General features: G+C 70.7%; 17 protein-coding genes. 7 read left to right on the forward strand and 10 right to left on the reverse strand.

Features of this window, described 5'->3' with window-relative positions:
- Window positions 1–9: 9 nt before the first annotated feature.
- A complete protein-coding gene (locus tag ABZ906_RS43130) occupies window positions 10–975 on the reverse strand; it encodes an ATP-dependent DNA ligase (RefSeq protein ID WP_361392543.1) in 966 nt (321 codons plus the stop codon).
- Between the two features lie 100 nt (window positions 976–1,075).
- On the opposite strand from ABZ906_RS43130, the gene ABZ906_RS43135 reads away from it, so the two are divergent.
- The 3 genes from ABZ906_RS43135 (at window position 1,076) to ABZ906_RS43145 (ending at window position 2,231) form a co-directional block, all read left to right on the forward strand.
- Window positions 1,076–1,501, forward strand: coding sequence for a DUF6300 family protein (locus ABZ906_RS43135; RefSeq protein ID WP_361392448.1), 426 nt, complete (start codon window positions 1,076–1,078; stop codon window positions 1,499–1,501).
- A gap of 126 nt (window positions 1,502–1,627) precedes the next feature.
- Entirely contained in the window at window positions 1,628–1,855 is a 228-nt protein-coding gene (locus ABZ906_RS43140; protein ID WP_361392451.1) for a hypothetical protein, read from the forward strand.
- Between the two features lies 1 nt (window position 1,856).
- Window positions 1,857–2,231: a fic family toxin-antitoxin system, toxin component gene (locus ABZ906_RS43145; protein ID WP_361392454.1), complete on the forward strand. Its 375-nt coding sequence runs from the start codon at window positions 1,857–1,859 to the stop codon at window positions 2,229–2,231.
- 19 nt (window positions 2,232–2,250) lie between these two features.
- Here ABZ906_RS43145 and ABZ906_RS43150 read toward each other — a convergent pair whose 3' ends face one another.
- The 7 genes from ABZ906_RS43150 to ABZ906_RS43180 all read right to left on the reverse strand — a co-directional run bounded on the left by ABZ906_RS43150 (window position 2,251) and on the right by ABZ906_RS43180 (window position 8,894).
- Window positions 2,251–2,889, reverse strand: coding sequence for an HNH endonuclease family protein (locus ABZ906_RS43150; RefSeq protein WP_361392546.1), 639 nt, complete (start codon window positions 2,887–2,889; stop codon window positions 2,251–2,253).
- Between the two features lie 333 nt (window positions 2,890–3,222).
- Complete coding sequence (locus ABZ906_RS43155) at window positions 3,223–4,212, reverse strand: hypothetical protein (RefSeq protein ID WP_361392457.1); 990 nt, start codon at window positions 4,210–4,212, stop codon at window positions 3,223–3,225.
- A 132-nt stretch (window positions 4,213–4,344) separates the two neighbouring features.
- Window positions 4,345–4,869 carry an ATP-binding protein gene (locus tag ABZ906_RS43160; RefSeq protein ID WP_361392460.1) on the reverse strand — a complete coding sequence of 175 codons (525 nt, stop codon included), beginning with the start codon at window positions 4,867–4,869 and terminating at the stop codon, window positions 4,345–4,347.
- A gap of 68 nt (window positions 4,870–4,937) precedes the next feature.
- The gene (locus tag ABZ906_RS43165) at window positions 4,938–5,807 is read right to left on the reverse strand and encodes a glycosyltransferase family 2 protein (RefSeq protein WP_361392463.1); all 870 of its coding nucleotides are present in this window, start codon (window positions 5,805–5,807) and stop codon (window positions 4,938–4,940) included.
- Window positions 5,807–7,036 (reverse strand): hypothetical protein, encoded by a 1,230-nt coding sequence (locus ABZ906_RS43170; protein WP_361392466.1) that lies wholly within the window; start codon window positions 7,034–7,036, stop codon window positions 5,807–5,809. The genes ABZ906_RS43165 and ABZ906_RS43170 overlap by 1 nt, the downstream gene beginning before the upstream one ends.
- Window positions 7,033–7,737, reverse strand: coding sequence for a hypothetical protein (locus ABZ906_RS43175; protein ID WP_361392469.1), 705 nt, complete (start codon window positions 7,735–7,737; stop codon window positions 7,033–7,035). Before ABZ906_RS43175 ends, ABZ906_RS43170 begins: the two co-directional genes overlap by 4 nt.
- Entirely contained in the window at window positions 7,734–8,894 is a 1,161-nt protein-coding gene (locus ABZ906_RS43180) for a glycosyltransferase (RefSeq protein ID WP_361392472.1), read from the reverse strand. Before ABZ906_RS43180 ends, ABZ906_RS43175 begins: the two co-directional genes overlap by 4 nt.
- A gap of 152 nt (window positions 8,895–9,046) precedes the next feature.
- On the opposite strand from ABZ906_RS43180, the gene ABZ906_RS43185 reads away from it, so the two are divergent.
- The 3 genes from ABZ906_RS43185 to ABZ906_RS43195 are packed head-to-tail and all read left to right on the forward strand — an operon-like array spanning window position 9,047 to window position 11,126.
- On the forward strand, window positions 9,047–10,018 hold the full coding sequence (locus tag ABZ906_RS43185) for a helix-turn-helix transcriptional regulator (RefSeq protein ID WP_361392475.1): 972 nt from the start codon (window positions 9,047–9,049) through the stop codon (window positions 10,016–10,018).
- Window positions 10,015–10,587, forward strand: a complete 573-nt coding sequence (locus tag ABZ906_RS43190) for a peptide deformylase (RefSeq protein WP_361392478.1) — start codon at window positions 10,015–10,017, stop codon at window positions 10,585–10,587. The genes ABZ906_RS43185 and ABZ906_RS43190 overlap by 4 nt, the downstream gene beginning before the upstream one ends.
- Before the next feature lie 8 nt (window positions 10,588–10,595).
- A complete protein-coding gene (locus tag ABZ906_RS43195) occupies window positions 10,596–11,126 on the forward strand; it encodes a hypothetical protein (protein ID WP_361392481.1) in 531 nt (176 codons plus the stop codon).
- A gap of 458 nt (window positions 11,127–11,584) precedes the next feature.
- On the opposite strand, the gene ABZ906_RS43200 is transcribed toward ABZ906_RS43195, so the two are convergent.
- A complete protein-coding gene (locus ABZ906_RS43200) occupies window positions 11,585–11,758 on the reverse strand; it encodes a hypothetical protein (RefSeq protein WP_361392484.1) in 174 nt (57 codons plus the stop codon).
- 333 nt (window positions 11,759–12,091) lie between these two features.
- On the opposite strand from ABZ906_RS43200, the gene ABZ906_RS43205 reads away from it, so the two are divergent.
- A complete protein-coding gene (locus ABZ906_RS43205; protein ID WP_361392487.1) occupies window positions 12,092–12,316 on the forward strand; it encodes a DUF6207 family protein in 225 nt (74 codons plus the stop codon).
- A 180-nt stretch (window positions 12,317–12,496) separates the two neighbouring features.
- On the opposite strand, the gene ABZ906_RS43210 is transcribed toward ABZ906_RS43205, so the two are convergent.
- Entirely contained in the window at window positions 12,497–12,946 is a 450-nt protein-coding gene (locus ABZ906_RS43210; RefSeq protein WP_361392490.1) for a hypothetical protein, read from the reverse strand.
- Window positions 12,947–13,630 lie beyond the last annotated feature (684 nt).

Raw genomic sequence — 13,630 nt, forward strand, 5'->3', positions numbered from 1 at the left:
CCGGGAAGGTCAGGGCGGGGACGGCAGCAGCGGAACGTCGGAGGGCCGCAGATCGGGGCGGGGCCGGTGCAGGCGTGCGGGGTGGCGCCACCGTCCGGCCGCGTCCCTGGCCACATCGACGTCCACCTCCACCACCAACTCAGGTCGCACCAGCGTGACCTGCAACGGCTTCGTGGTCCCCCATCCTGCGGAGAACGACCAACCGGTCCAGGGATGCTCTCGGGAGGCGGGTTCCAGCAGGCCGGACAGCGCGCCGCGGGCCGCCCGGGCGAGCGGGGCGGTACGTCCCGTGTACTGCAGGCGCCCGGTCGCGTCGTACCGGCCGAGCAGAAGGGTGCCCGGAGCGGCAGGACTTCCGGTGACGGCGCCGACTAGGGCTTCAGCAGTGTCGCGGACCTTGTACTTCTGCCAGCCGCGCGCCCCGGGCCGGTAGGGGGCATCCAAACTCTTGAAAACGAGACCCTCCATGCCGACCGCTGTCCAGGTCAGCCACTCGCGCACGGTGGCCGGGTCAGTGGTCGAGGGACACAGCGCCCAGGGCGCCGTCAGGCCGTAGGCAACGAAGAGATCCTCCAACGCCGCCCTCCGCCGGCGATAGGGCCAGGCTGTGGTGTCGGTGCCTGACAGACGTGTCACGTCGAAGGCCACGTAGTGCGCCGGCCACTGGGCCGCGGCCGCCGCCGCTCCGGCGCCGCGGCGGTGCAGCCGGTTCTGCAGCCGCTCGAACGCGAGCCGGCCCGCCTCCCACACGACCAGCTCCCCGTCCAACGCCGTCGCATCCGGCAGCTGCACGGCCCCGGCCACCACCTCCGGGAACGCCGCCGCCATCTGGGTGCCGCGCCTCGAGCGCAACAGCACCTGTCCGCCGTCGAGGGACAGTCCGGCCCGGAATCCGTCCCACTTGGGCTCGCCCGCCCAACCGGGCCGCAGGAGCGGGCTGGCCACCGGCTCGGCGAGCATCGGCTCGGGAAGCATCCACGTCACACCACATGCCTTCCACCCGCCTCTTGACCGCGATCGCGAATCGGGCGGATCGTGGCCATCCGTGTCACCGCACACCTTTACGGAGGCCGGCATGGCCCTCATCTGGCGCTACCTCCTGCGCCCCGACGGCTCCTTCTCCCGCGTCGCCAACATCGACGGGGCTCTCGACCACGTCACCGACGACGAACTGGCCCGCACCTCCGATGCTGACGGCGACGACCAGCCGGCCCGGCCCTGCTCGCGCTGCGGCACCGATCTCCTGCTGCACTGGCACGGGCCTCTGATGACCGGCGTGTGGATGGAGCTCTGTCCGGCCTGCGACGCCCACAAGCCGGCCGCCGGGGCGTTCATCCGCTGGCACCGCGACCCCCAGCGCAGCGCCGCCCGCCTGCCCCGGCTGTTCGAAGACTGGGAGGACGAAACCATGCACACGCACGGCTGGGCCCGCGCGCCCCGCACCGCGCCGCCTCCGGGCCCGCAGGCCCGCCCCGGCCTCACACCCCGCGGGAGAGGCTGAGCGGCACGACACCGGGCCGGGCGGCAGCCCGCAAACAGCTGCCGCGCCCCGGCGACGGAGCCCTGGGATGTCGAGCGCCGGCCCGTTCCCTGTCTGCCGGGCGGCCGGTGCGGCTACCGTAGAGGCATGGCCAAGGAGATCCGTCTGCAGATCGACGATGAGACATACGCGGAGCTGGTGCGCCAGGCCGCGGCCGACGGCGGCCAGGCCGAGCCCGACCGCTACGCCCAGCAGCTGCTGACCGCCGATCTCGCGCGCCCCCGGTTCACCGCGGCGGCCAAGGCCTTTGCCGACGAGCACGGCCGGGCTTTCGCCGACGAATTCGGCGCGGGCTCCGCCGGCCACGCGGCCTGAGATGTCCTTCGTCCTGATCATCGACGAGCGGTGGCTGCTGGAGGCGGCGCAGACCCTGGTTCCCGGAGATCCCGACGTTACCGATCACGGCGCGATCGGCGCTGCGGTCGCCCGCCACCGGCATACCGTCATGGGCACCCTGGTCTACGACGCCCCGCACCACCGGGCCGCGGCCCTCCTGCATTCGCTGGCCCGGGTCCCGGCCCTGGAGCACTCCAACGAGCTGTTCGCCGCGCAGGTCGCCTACGCCTACCTCCACGCCAGCGGCATCGAGGCCAAGGTCAGCAGCAAGGACGCCGTCGCCCTGGTGGCCGGGGTCATCGAGGGCCGCCTGGACGTACGCGACGTGGCGGCCGCGCTGAGGACCTGGACCTGAACCGGGCCCGCCCCGCCGGCTACCGCGCGAGCCGCACGGTGATCGGGGTGTTGGGGCAGCGGGTGGCGTTCTCGGCCAGCGCGGATTCCTCGCTGGGGTCGATGGCAAGCTTCCAGCGGGTCTTGACGGCAACCCACTGGCTCACGTACTCGCAGCGGTTGCCCTCGGCCGGAGGCATCCAGGTCGAGGGGTCCTGGTCGGACTTGCTCCGGTTGGACTTCGCCGTGACAGCGATCAATGCCCGCTCGTCGCCGAGGTCGTTCGCGTACGCGCGGCGCTCGTCCGCACTCCAGTCCTTGGCCCCGGAATCCCAGGATTCGGCGAGCGGCACCCGGTGGTCGATATCGAGACCGGAGGGGCCTTCGACGTACCGGTCGTCGTACTCGGAGTACCAGCGACCGCCGCTCAGCTTGCACTTGGCGCCCTGGTCAGGGGCGGTCAGCGCCTCGGCCTTGAGGACCTCGGCCCGGGTAGAACAGCCGTCCTTGTCGGCGTCCACCCAGTGCTTGAAGGAGGTGCGCTGGTAGCCGGTGCGGTCCTCTTCCCGGACCGGCAGGGACTTGAGCGCGGTCAGCAGCGGCCGCGTGACCGTTTCGCCGGCCTTCGGCGCCGCAGTGGAGCCGGCGGCAGGGGCGGCCTGGGCAGGGGCGGCCGGGATGACAAGGGCGACTGCGGTGGTGAGCAGGACGGCAGCACGGGTGATAGCAGGCACGGGTCTCCTCGAAGAGCACAAAACGGTTCGTGGTCTTCGTAGCGAGTTGCCCCTGCCCGCCGCGCCGTACAAGGCGTTGGTGTCACCCGCACGAGCGGTAAGTGTCATCGGCGTATGAGGAGCCCGCCCGGCGGCGGAGCCAACTGCAGCCTGCCCTCCGGCTGACGCAGCGACGACGGCGTTGGAGCATTCGGGTTGTCGACAGATGTCCTGCGCCAGCGAATTTGACCTTGTGTCATGGAAGGCTGACTGCAGGCGTTGGCCGTGACCACTGGGAAGCTAGCGCCCGCCGGGCTCCTGGACCCGTCGCTGCCACTGCCCGGCCGCGGGCACCCAGCAGACAGTGACGGCCCGCCCCTGCGGGTCGGGGGCGGCGAGGGTTTCCAGATCGGTCTCCGCAAGCTTGGCCAGGGCCTCATCAGTGGGGCGACCGCGCATCTCCAGCCAGGTGTTGGTCTGGGGCTCCCCCACCACGTACAGGGCCGCTTCGGTAGCAATTCTCTCGGTCAGCTCCTCGCTGTTGCGCCCCGCAGCGCGACTGAAGAGCTGCCGCACCCAGGCATAGAAATCACTGCCCGCCTGCGTCGCGATGGCCTGGGCGAAGGGAACGGCGGCCGCGGCCCCCACGATGATCGCCGCGTCGCTCGCCCGGCTCATAGCCGGGGGGTGATGACGGACCGGGGTGTAGGCCGCTGCCAGCGCTGCCTGCGCTTCCAGCAGCGCTTCCCGCCTCTGAGCGGTACGCACGGCATGACGGGCGCGGTCTCGCAGCTTGGCAGTCCCGTCCTGGTGGTGCAGTGCCTGCATGAGTTCGTCAAGCTCGCGCCAGCTCGTGGACCCCAGCTCGAGGTCCAGGCAGTGCCATTGGATCACGGCTTCAGGGCTGTCGTGATCGATGTCGATCAATACCGAGACCGCTTCCCGATCTCCTTCCTCCACCGCCAGCCGCACCAGGAGTTCGCGCGCGTCGGCCTCTCTGCCCTTCCAGCGCCGCATCTCGCACGCCAGCTTGACCAGCTTCCCCTGGCTGCGCAGCACGGCTTCGGCCGATGGCCGGTAGCGTGAGCTGGCGCGGGCCAGTGAGAGCACCACGGCGGTGACCATCATCAGGGCGTGGCGGTCGCCCGCTTCGGCCAGCGGCTCAAAGCACTTCAGCGCCTCGCGCAGGTACCCGTTCCGGGCAAACCAATCGCCGAGCCTGAGCTGTGCGTACTCGTCCCCCTCTTCCGCCCGGCGGTGCAGGTCCTCGGGCCCTCGTGCCGCTGTCATGCGCCCCCTCGAATCGGCTGCCGAGATCACGGTGAGACTAGCCAGGGGACAGCTGTGGACCAAGGTGGCCGACGCAATCCTCTACATAGCCGCGCACCAACCCGTAGGAGCGTCGCGTTCGGTGCGGGCTGGTCAGTGGCCCTTCAGCATCCGGTCCAGGTCATCGGCGCTGATGGCGTTCTCGTCGGGTGCCGGGGCCTCGAAGCGGGCGAAGAAGTCGTCCAGTGCGGAGGGGGTGACGGTGAGGGCGTTGGCATCGGCGCGCTCGTTGCGTTCGGCCAGGCGCCGCAGCAGTTCTTCCTTCGCGACCGGGAGATATACCAGGATCCAGCGGCCGCCTGCGCTTTCGACGGTCTTCTTCCACAAGTCCCGGTCCGTGCGCAGCCACAGGCCGTGGTCGAGGACGACGTCGTGGCCGGCGGCCAGTTCATCGGCCAGCCGCTGGTGCACGGCGTCCAGGGCGGGGCGCTGGCGGGCGAAGTACTCGTGCTCGGGATAGTCGACGCCGTAGCGGCCGTGGAGGCGGTGGACTTCTTCGTCGACCGAGAGGCGGACCAGGCCCCGGGTGGCGGCCAGGGACTGGGCGAGCACGGTCTTGCCGGAGCCGGTGATGCCGGCCAGCAGCACGGCAAGCGGCGTGGACGTGGACGTGCTCACGGTGATCCCTTCGACGGGCAGGCGCTGCTGTCATTGTGGCTGCTCGCCCCGGTCCTGCGGGTGCAGGATCACCGGCGGGCGTTGGTGCGTGCTTGGGGCGGGTGCCATGCCGTGGTGATCGTGCGGGCTTCGTGCTGCCACCCGGCGGGCATTTGGTCGAGGGTCACACGGCGGAAGGCCAGGCGGGGGTCGGCGATGTCGATGAGGCCGTCGTGGCGGGCGGTGTGCTCCAGCAGGCGGGCGGCTTCCTCGCGTACGGCCGGGGTGTGTTCCTGCCAGGCGCCGCAGCCGAACCGGTCCGCCCGTCGCCGCAGGTCCTCCAGCACGCCCGAGCGCCATTTGAAGTGATGGACGCAGGCCAGCGCTGTGAGGTCGGGTTGGTGGCCGGGTGCCCGGTGGTTCCCGGAGGCCACCGTGATCCCGGACCGGGCGAGGACGATTTTGCGGGGGTCGCCCTGCAGGAGACGGTGGGTGAGGTGTCCGCCGAGCGGGAACGCGCCATCCACCCCTTGCTCGGGCCGCCAGTGGGCGAGGCGGCCGTCGGCGGCGACGCGGTCGAGCATGAGGCCGCCCAGCACAGGCTGTCCGGCGTCGTCGGCGGCGTGGATCATGTCGGCGAGCGGGGCCGGGTAGGTCTGGAACTCGTCGGCGTCGGCGAGCAGATGCCAGCCGTGGCCGGCCTGCTCGCGCAGGGCGTCGCGCAGGTCGGTGTTGGTGTGCTCGTGCCACGGACCGGTACTGACGGCGGCGGGCGGGAGACCGAGCTCCCGGCCGGCGGCGATGAGCTGGTGGCGCCGGGCGTCGGGCACGTGCTCGGGGAAGTGGAAGGCGAGGTGGAACCGCTCGATGCCCAGGTGCCGGTAGTGGGCGGTCCAGGCGGCCAGCAGCGCGGGTTCCACGGGGCCGATCACCGCGATCAGTGCGGGGTTGACGGACATCAGGACTCCTCCTTGGCGAGCAGGCGGCGGTAGGCGTCGATGAGGAAGGCGGTCTGCTCGTCCGCGGCGGGCTGGCCCACTGCGTGGGCGGCGCCGGGGCCGGGTCTCGGCAGATGCTCGACGCGGAGATGGTCCAGGACTGCGGCGAGGGCGGCCGGGTCCCCGGCGGGAAACGTCAGGGCCCAGTCCTGGCCGGTGAGACGGGCGTTGAGGTCCGGATCGTGGTCGGAGACGATGAGGGGGACGCCGTGCCGGACGGCTCCCATGACCAGGCCGGATTCTTTGCCGACACCTGGGTGGCGGGTGACCACAACGGCGTCGGCGGCACCGAGGATGATCCGCAGCACCTCCTCGCTCACCGGTCCGGGGACGGTGTGGAGGGTCACCTGCGGCAGGCCCTGCCACCGCTGCAGCGTCGATTCGTCCCAGGGGTGGCCGCTGACCACCAGGTGCAGGTCCTTCGTCAAGCGGGGCAGGGCGGCGTCGATGACGCCGATGTCCTTGTGCGGCCACCATCCGCCGACCAGGCACACCGCCTGCTCGCCGGGCGGGATGGCAAAGGCCGTGCGGGCCCCCTCGCGCTCGGCCCGGCTCAGCCGTCGGCCGTCGTCCACGGCGAACGTGCGCACCTCTGCGTCCAGTTGAGGGAATCCGGCGGCGATCTGGTCGCGTACGGCTCTGGTGGGGCAGAGCGCGCGTACGTGCTGCTCGCCGCGGCGGGCCAGGCGCCCGATCAGCCGGGCGGGCGCGTCCTCGGTGGTGACCTTCTCGTGGACGAACCGCAGATGCGGATGTCCGCCCAGCAGGGCCGCGGCGCCGTGCAGGGCTTCGCTCGCGCTGAGCACCACTACCGCGGCCGCGTCCGGCGCGAGCCGGCGGGCGGTGCGCAGGCAAGCGGCTTCATTCAGGCAGCGGGCGAGCAGGGTGATCTGGTGCGGGGCCCGCCGCACGCCGGTGGGCCAGCGCCGGGCGGCGAAGAGGCGCTGCCCGGCAGCCGAGAGGGCCGCTGCGGCGCCGGCCGCGAGGGACAGCATCCGGGCTGCCGGGCCGACCGGGCCGCTCACCCGCGCACCGGAGGCGCGCAGCGCGGCCGCCGCCTCGGCGGCGACCCCGTACGGGGCGATGACCACCGTGTCAGCTCTGGTGCCGGCGAGCGCCACCAGAGCGTGTTGGTGGTGCCCGCCGAGCCGGTGGGCGTACAACTCGATCAGTACGAGGGGGTGTTTCATCCGGCGACCGCCTGCTCGCCGTGCGCGGCGGCGAACCGCTCGGACAGCCAGGACGGATCGTTGAGCGCCTCGAACCGGCCCACGTCCCGGGCCGCCTCGCCCGCGAAGGCGACACCTTCCCGGGCACCGGCGGTGGCGTAGGCGGCGAACTCGCCCTGCCCGGCGGAGGTCCAGGCCGCGATCCGCGCGGCGCTCTGGCTGTCGCTCATCCCGTACTCGCTGCCGCGTGCGAGCATCGCGCACTCCCGGAAACCGGCCTTCCACGCGTGGTAGGGGCTCTGGTTGATCCGCGTCGTCCCCGCGACCTCCGCGGAGAACTCGATCCTTCCCGGGAGCGCGGCCAGCACATCGACGGCCTCGCCGAGCTCCCGCAGCGCGCTGCGGCGCACCAGCTTGAGGCCGCCGTAGCCGTAGACCAGCCCGTTGAGCGGATTCACCGCACGCCACACCCGCAGCGACACCCCCTCGGCCAGCGGCTCGATCGCGCCGGCAGGGAACTCGGCGTCGATGACGAAGTCGCCGTCCGCGAGGAGGAACTGCTCGGCATCGACGACTTCGGCGGCCAGCCGGTAGGCGCGGCGCATCCCGTGCACGCCGTGCAGCCGTTTGGCCTGCAGCCCCAGCACCCGCTGCAGGCGGGCGTGCAGCTTGTCTGCCAGCGGTTCGTCGAAGGAGAGCATCAGCGCATCGAACCCGGTCATGAGATCGCCTCCAGGTAGCGGGCCGCGACCAGGGCGGGAGTGAGGTCGGCGGTCGATGCGTGGGCCCGCTTGGCGTGCACGGCATAGAACTCGGCGTCGCTGGCGAGCCGGTGAGCCAGGGCGACGGCCTCGGCGTTGGTGTCGAAAAGCAGCTCGTCGTCGATGTGCTCGGCGAGCCAGCCCCAGCGCGGTGCGATGACCGGCAGGCCCATGCCCTGGCAGTCGATCACCGACATCGACCACGGGCAGCCCGCGCGGAACGGCGCGATGCCAAAGTGCGCGCCGGCCAGCTGCTGGCGGTAGCGGACCCGGTCGCCCCGGTCGGAGACCACCTCCACGCCGGGCAGCGCGGCCAGTTCGGAGCGGTGCCGCTCGGGGCTGGAGTCCAGGCGGGTGCGGCCGCTGCCACGGTCCCCGAACAGGTCCATGACCCGCAGCCGGACCAGCGGCCCGGTCATCTGCCGGGCGACGTCGACGAACCGGGCGGTGCCGTAGTGCGCATACAAGCGATGGTTGTAGATGCCGACCGCCCCGCCTCCGGCGGGCGCGGCGGCTTCGGCGGGATCGCGGACCAGGCGTTCGTCGCGCGGTGCGGGCACCACCCGCAGCTTCTCGCCCAGATCCAGGGACATCCGGGAGGCGCCCGCCGCCGTCCAGGAGGCCGCGGTGCCCGAGTGCACCAGGACACGATCGCAGGCGGCCAGCCCGGCGGCGAAGGCCAGCAGCACACTGCGCCCCAGCCCCGCGTCGTCGAAGGCAGGATCCACCCGCAGCTGCTGTCCGGCGGTGAAGGAGAACGGCAGGTAGTGGCAGTATCCCGCCAACACCGCTCCGCTGCCCGCTTCCAGCAGAGCGGTGCGCACCGCGGGCGCGGCCTCGATCTGGTTGGCTACCACCATGTCCGGACGCACTTCACGGATCATGGCGACCAGTTCGTCCAGGTCGGGTGCGAAGCGGGCCCGGTACTTCGTGCCCGGCACCGCGGTACGCCAGAAGGCGGCCCGCCCGTCCCCGGCCGCGGCCGGAGCTGCGACGGTGACCTGCGCCCCGGCATCCGCCAGCGCCGGGGCGAGCAGGTCCGCGAAGATCCAGCCCGAGTCGGATGCCAGCCGGTCAGGGTTGGAGATGTTGAGCAGATACAGCACACGCTGACTCATCGAGGTCTTCCGTCCGCTGGGGCCTGCAGGGTCGGGGCAGGCCGGATAGGGGAAGGAAACCGGCAGCGCAGACAGTGACGGAATGATGAACTGAAGTCACGCACCGCTCATTCATCATCACCGTGACAACCAGCCAGCCGGGGGCACTTCAGGTGGACACGCATACGGATGAGCAGCAGGAGCCCACCAGCCAGGCCGGGGCCTTCGCCGCCGAGGTCTCCTACTGGCGCGAAGTACGGGGCCTGCCCAAACGCACCCTCGCCGCACGGATGGGCTTCGACCCCTCCTACGTCAGTCACATCGAATCGGGCCGGGCCAAGCCCACCGAGGAGTTCGCCCGCCTCGCCGAGGAAACCCTGAACGCCGGCAAGGCGATCTGGCACCGGTGGTGCGACTACGACGCCGCCAGGACCCGCACCCGCCAGCCCGCCGCCCCGCCGGCCCCGCGAGGGGCCGAGCCCTACGCCATCGGCTCCGCCCTGGTCGTCGAGCACGACCAGGCCCGCCTGGACTACGACGGCACCCACTACCGCCTCACGATGCGCCGACGCCTGCGCAACACCGGCACCGAACCCGTCACCCGCTACCTGATCCGCATCAGCGTCGACCGATACCCCGGAGAACCCGAACGCTCCAACGCCCACTACCGCCAACGCCCCCTGACCTGGGACGAACTGGGGCTGTCGGCAACCTGCCAGGGCGAGGCCATGCACTGGCAAGCCACCCACGACCGCGACGCGTTCAAAGAAATCTGGCTGGCCTTCGAAAACGCCCATGGCAGCTACCCGCTCTACCCGGGCGACTCGGTGTGGATCCAGTACGCCTACACGGTCAGCGACGACAAATGGGGCCAGTGGTTCCAGCGCGCCGTGCGCCTGCCCACCGAACACCTCGAGGTCCAACTCGCCTTCCCCCGCGCGCTGGACCCCGTCGTGTGGGGCACCGAGACCTCCATGACGGCCCAGGCCGCACCCCTGCGCACGGCGCCCGTACGCACCGAGGACACCCGGCTGCGGATCTTCACCTGGGCCACGGCGGCTCCCGCGCTGCACGCCCGCTACCGTCTGGCGTGGAGGTTCCGGGCACGGACCGAACTCAACACGACCCACGGGGAGTCCAGGTGACCGACGTGCAGCAGCCCAGCGAGCGGATGCGCGAGATCGGCGTGGTCCAAAAAGGCGCACCCCTCCTTGCCGACGTGGCCCGCCCCTTCAGCCTGCCCGCCGAGCGGGAGAGCGCCGAGCGGTGCATCGATGATCTGTACGCCGCGATGGAGCGCATCGCCCGCGCCCACCCCTTCGCCAAGGGCATGGGGCTGGCCGCACCGCAGATCGCCATCGGCCGGGCCGCGGCCGCCGTCCAGCCTCCCGGACCGGGCCATCCCGCCATCGTGCTGCTCAACCCCCGCATCACCGCCTCCTCCGAAGAAGCCGACGAGCAGTACGAGGGTTGCCTGTCCTTCTTCGACGTCCGCGGCATGGTCCCCCGCCCCCTGACGATCACGGTGGAGACCACCGCGCTGGACGGCAGCACCGTGACCACGGTGTACGAACGCGGGCTCGCCCGCCTCGTGGCACACGAGATCGACCACCTCAACGGCATGCTCTACACCGCGCGCATGCGCCGCGGCATCGAACCCATCCCCGTCGCGCAGTACCGGCAGACCGGCCGCGGCTGGGCCTACGGGCAGTAGGCAGCCCGATGAAGGAAGGACCCGGCGCCAACGTGAACAATGGTAACGACATGGAAGTAGCAGCGGAGTTGTATGCCCGGATCGAAGCGGTGACCGCGGGCACGGAGTACCGGTTGCTCCGGACGGAGCAGGGATTTGAGCTGACCGTCGACGTTCATCAGCCAGGCCGTCGACGCAGTGGCTCTACGCAGCTGTGGACATACGATGTCGCGTTGGATCCGGAAACCAGGACATTCACGATGACCGACGTTGTTCGTACTGAGCGCCGGGCGCTCGACGGGCGGCCGCTGATGAGCGAGACGGTAGCGGGCCGGAAGGTGACCCGTATCTCTAGCCGAGCCCTCGACGGCTCGGCTCGCTATTCCTTCTCCTCCGCCGATGGCCACCGTCTGATCAGGGCTGCCGCAGAGGAATCGGGCTGGGAAGAACTGATGCCTGCTGCTGTATACGCGGCCCGGGGGCCTGCCCTCCTGGGTGCGGCCATCGCGATCGCCATGGTGGTCGGCATCGCGATCGCGTTCGTGACAGGTTCTCTGTGAAGGCACGCGAAAGAATCGTCTCGCGACGTGCAGACCGGTCCGGGCCCAGGGAGGCCGCCCCGGGCCCGGACCGGTCTGCACGCACAGCGCGCCGAAGAACACCGCCCGCGTCGTACGCGCCAGCCGCTCCCATCCAAGGTTTACCGCCAGGCGCTCGAAGGGTACGACGACGATCACCGTCGGGTCCCGCTTCTGCGCTTTTGTAAAACCGCGGTCAGTACGAACTAGCTGACCCTCGTCCGGTCAGGCGAGCGGACCGCCGGCATCGTCCACCGCAACCACCTGCCCGCCGGTCAACGACGGCACGAGCTGGCCGACGTTGCCGTGCCGGGAACGAGGGCCCGGACCCGGCAGGCGGCGGGCGCCCCGTCCTCGCCCCACCGGCCGAAGGCGACACCCCTCAGACGCAGTACAGAGCCCCACCCGGTGTATCGGGTGGGGCTCTGCAGCCAGCGGGGCTATCGGCCTCGTCGGCCGATCAGACTGCGCAGCTTGTCCCGGTTGGAGGACAGGACTTCGCCGGTCTCCGCCAGGGAGACCAGTACGCTGCGGACCTTCCACAGGGCGAACTCGACGAGCATGCAGCCAGTCGAGAGGTCCTGGACGACATCCCAGGCATTCGGAACTTTCACTCTGAACCGTTTCTACGTAGCAAGGCGCGGGCGGCACGTTACGTATGCGGGTAGGCAGAGCTCTGCCCCAGAAGGAGTCAGCGGTGTGGAGGTGGCCTGTCAGATGTGTGCCCCGCAGAGGCCGCTAGCGATCATTCACCTTCCTGCGGGGTGCTGCCTGTGCGTGCGGTGGCTGCCTGCGAGGGGGTCACAGTAACTACCTGCTGCGCCGCACCGGCCACACGCGCTTCCCGGAGCGCCCCTCACACCCACCACTCGTCCGTGTCGGCGTCCGTCAGGGTGAATCCGCCGGCCGGGCCGAACCGGGCCCGGATCGTGCGCGTCGCCAGGGGCATGAGCCACAGCGCGCATTTGACCCAGCCGGGCCTGGCCCGTATCACCGTCCACTCCGCGGACGCCGAGACGGCCAATGCCGTGGCGTACGCGATCGCCGCGCACCTGAACGCCACCGGCCCCAGCGAGCCCTACCGCGTTCCGGGCGAGGCGGGGGTGTGCGTCAGCCAGTACGGCTACGCCCAGCCGCCGCCTGCCCCTGACGCCCCGGGCGGTGGTCGGTAGGTCGTGGCTGCGTGTCGGCGTGCCGATCGTGAACGGGACCTTCTGGCAGGCGTCTTCGGCGCGGACGCCGGCCGGATACCCTTTTGACTTGTTGCAACGGATCGTCGCGGTCCCTCGCGCGTTGACGTGTAACTGGTGGACGCGTGCCGGCGGCCACTGTTTCGATGGCGGGGCTGGCAGCTAGAGCTTGTCTGTGAGGTCTGGCCCCAGTCCGTCGATCAGGTCGGGCATCGAGGCCCCATACCCGTCGGCATGCCCGAAGTACGTGGGCTCGCCAGGTTGGGCCGTCGTGCCGAGTAGTTCGTCGAGAGCCTGCAACGCGGCTGCCAGGCGGGGGGCGTTGCGCCTCTGGATGTCTGGATGTGGAACGCCCTTGAAGTTGCAGTAGCCCCAGATGTCATGGTGCAGGGAGACATCCGCAGCCAGGTAGAGGTCGTCAGGACTGACCGACAACGAAACGAGATCTGGCTCGAGGCGTTCTGTGCCTTCGGCGTCGAACCACATGCCCGGGCCGACGACGCTGATGGCTCCGACCCGGGCGTCAGGGAATCCTGCTGGCCTGCTCTGCCGGACTCTGTCCACGAGTTCCGCATGATCCAGGCGTCTGTTCACCGAAAGCCGGGTGGTCACGCCGGTTCCACCGACGCCTTGGACGAACCACAACCACTCGATGCTGTGGGGCTCCAGTAGGCCGTGTTCTCGCAGAACGGCCGACATCCGAGACGCAGTCATCAGCGCTGAGTCGAGACCCGGCGGAGCGAAATCGTCAGGCTCCCACTCCCACGAGGCGCACTCGCGGGGGGCTCGCATCAACATGGACATGCGATTCCTTACGGGTAGATCTGTCCGTTGGGCGGGAAGGTGACGGAACCGTCTTCGAAGCGGAGCTCGAAGGTTGCGCCGATCTTTTCGGCGACGTGCTCCACCTTCCGAATCGTCGCATCGGTCAGGGCGCGGGCAAGGCAATCTGGCACCGGTGGTGCGACTACGACGCAGCCAGGACCCGCACCCGCCAGACCGGCCGCGGCTGGGCCTACGGACAGTAGGCCGCCACTGGCCTCCGGGGCGAATGCGCGTCGCACCGCAGGCGGGCAAGGCACCGCGACCAAAGCCGGGCTCCTCCCCTCCACCGCCGCAATACGCTGCGGTCCAAGAATCCAGCCTGAAAGGCGGCGCGACATGAGCACCGAGACGGACGCCGCCGAGGTGAGCCCGTGATCCGCAGCGCCGTGACGTGTGACCGTCCTCTCTGTCTCGCGGTCATGCTTGAACCGGACCCGCCGGAGGCTCACGGGTTCGCGGACGTCATCCGCC

The organism is Streptomyces sp. NPDC046925, from assembly GCF_040644915.1.
Classification (GTDB): Bacteria; Actinomycetota; Actinomycetes; order Streptomycetales; family Streptomycetaceae; genus Streptomyces.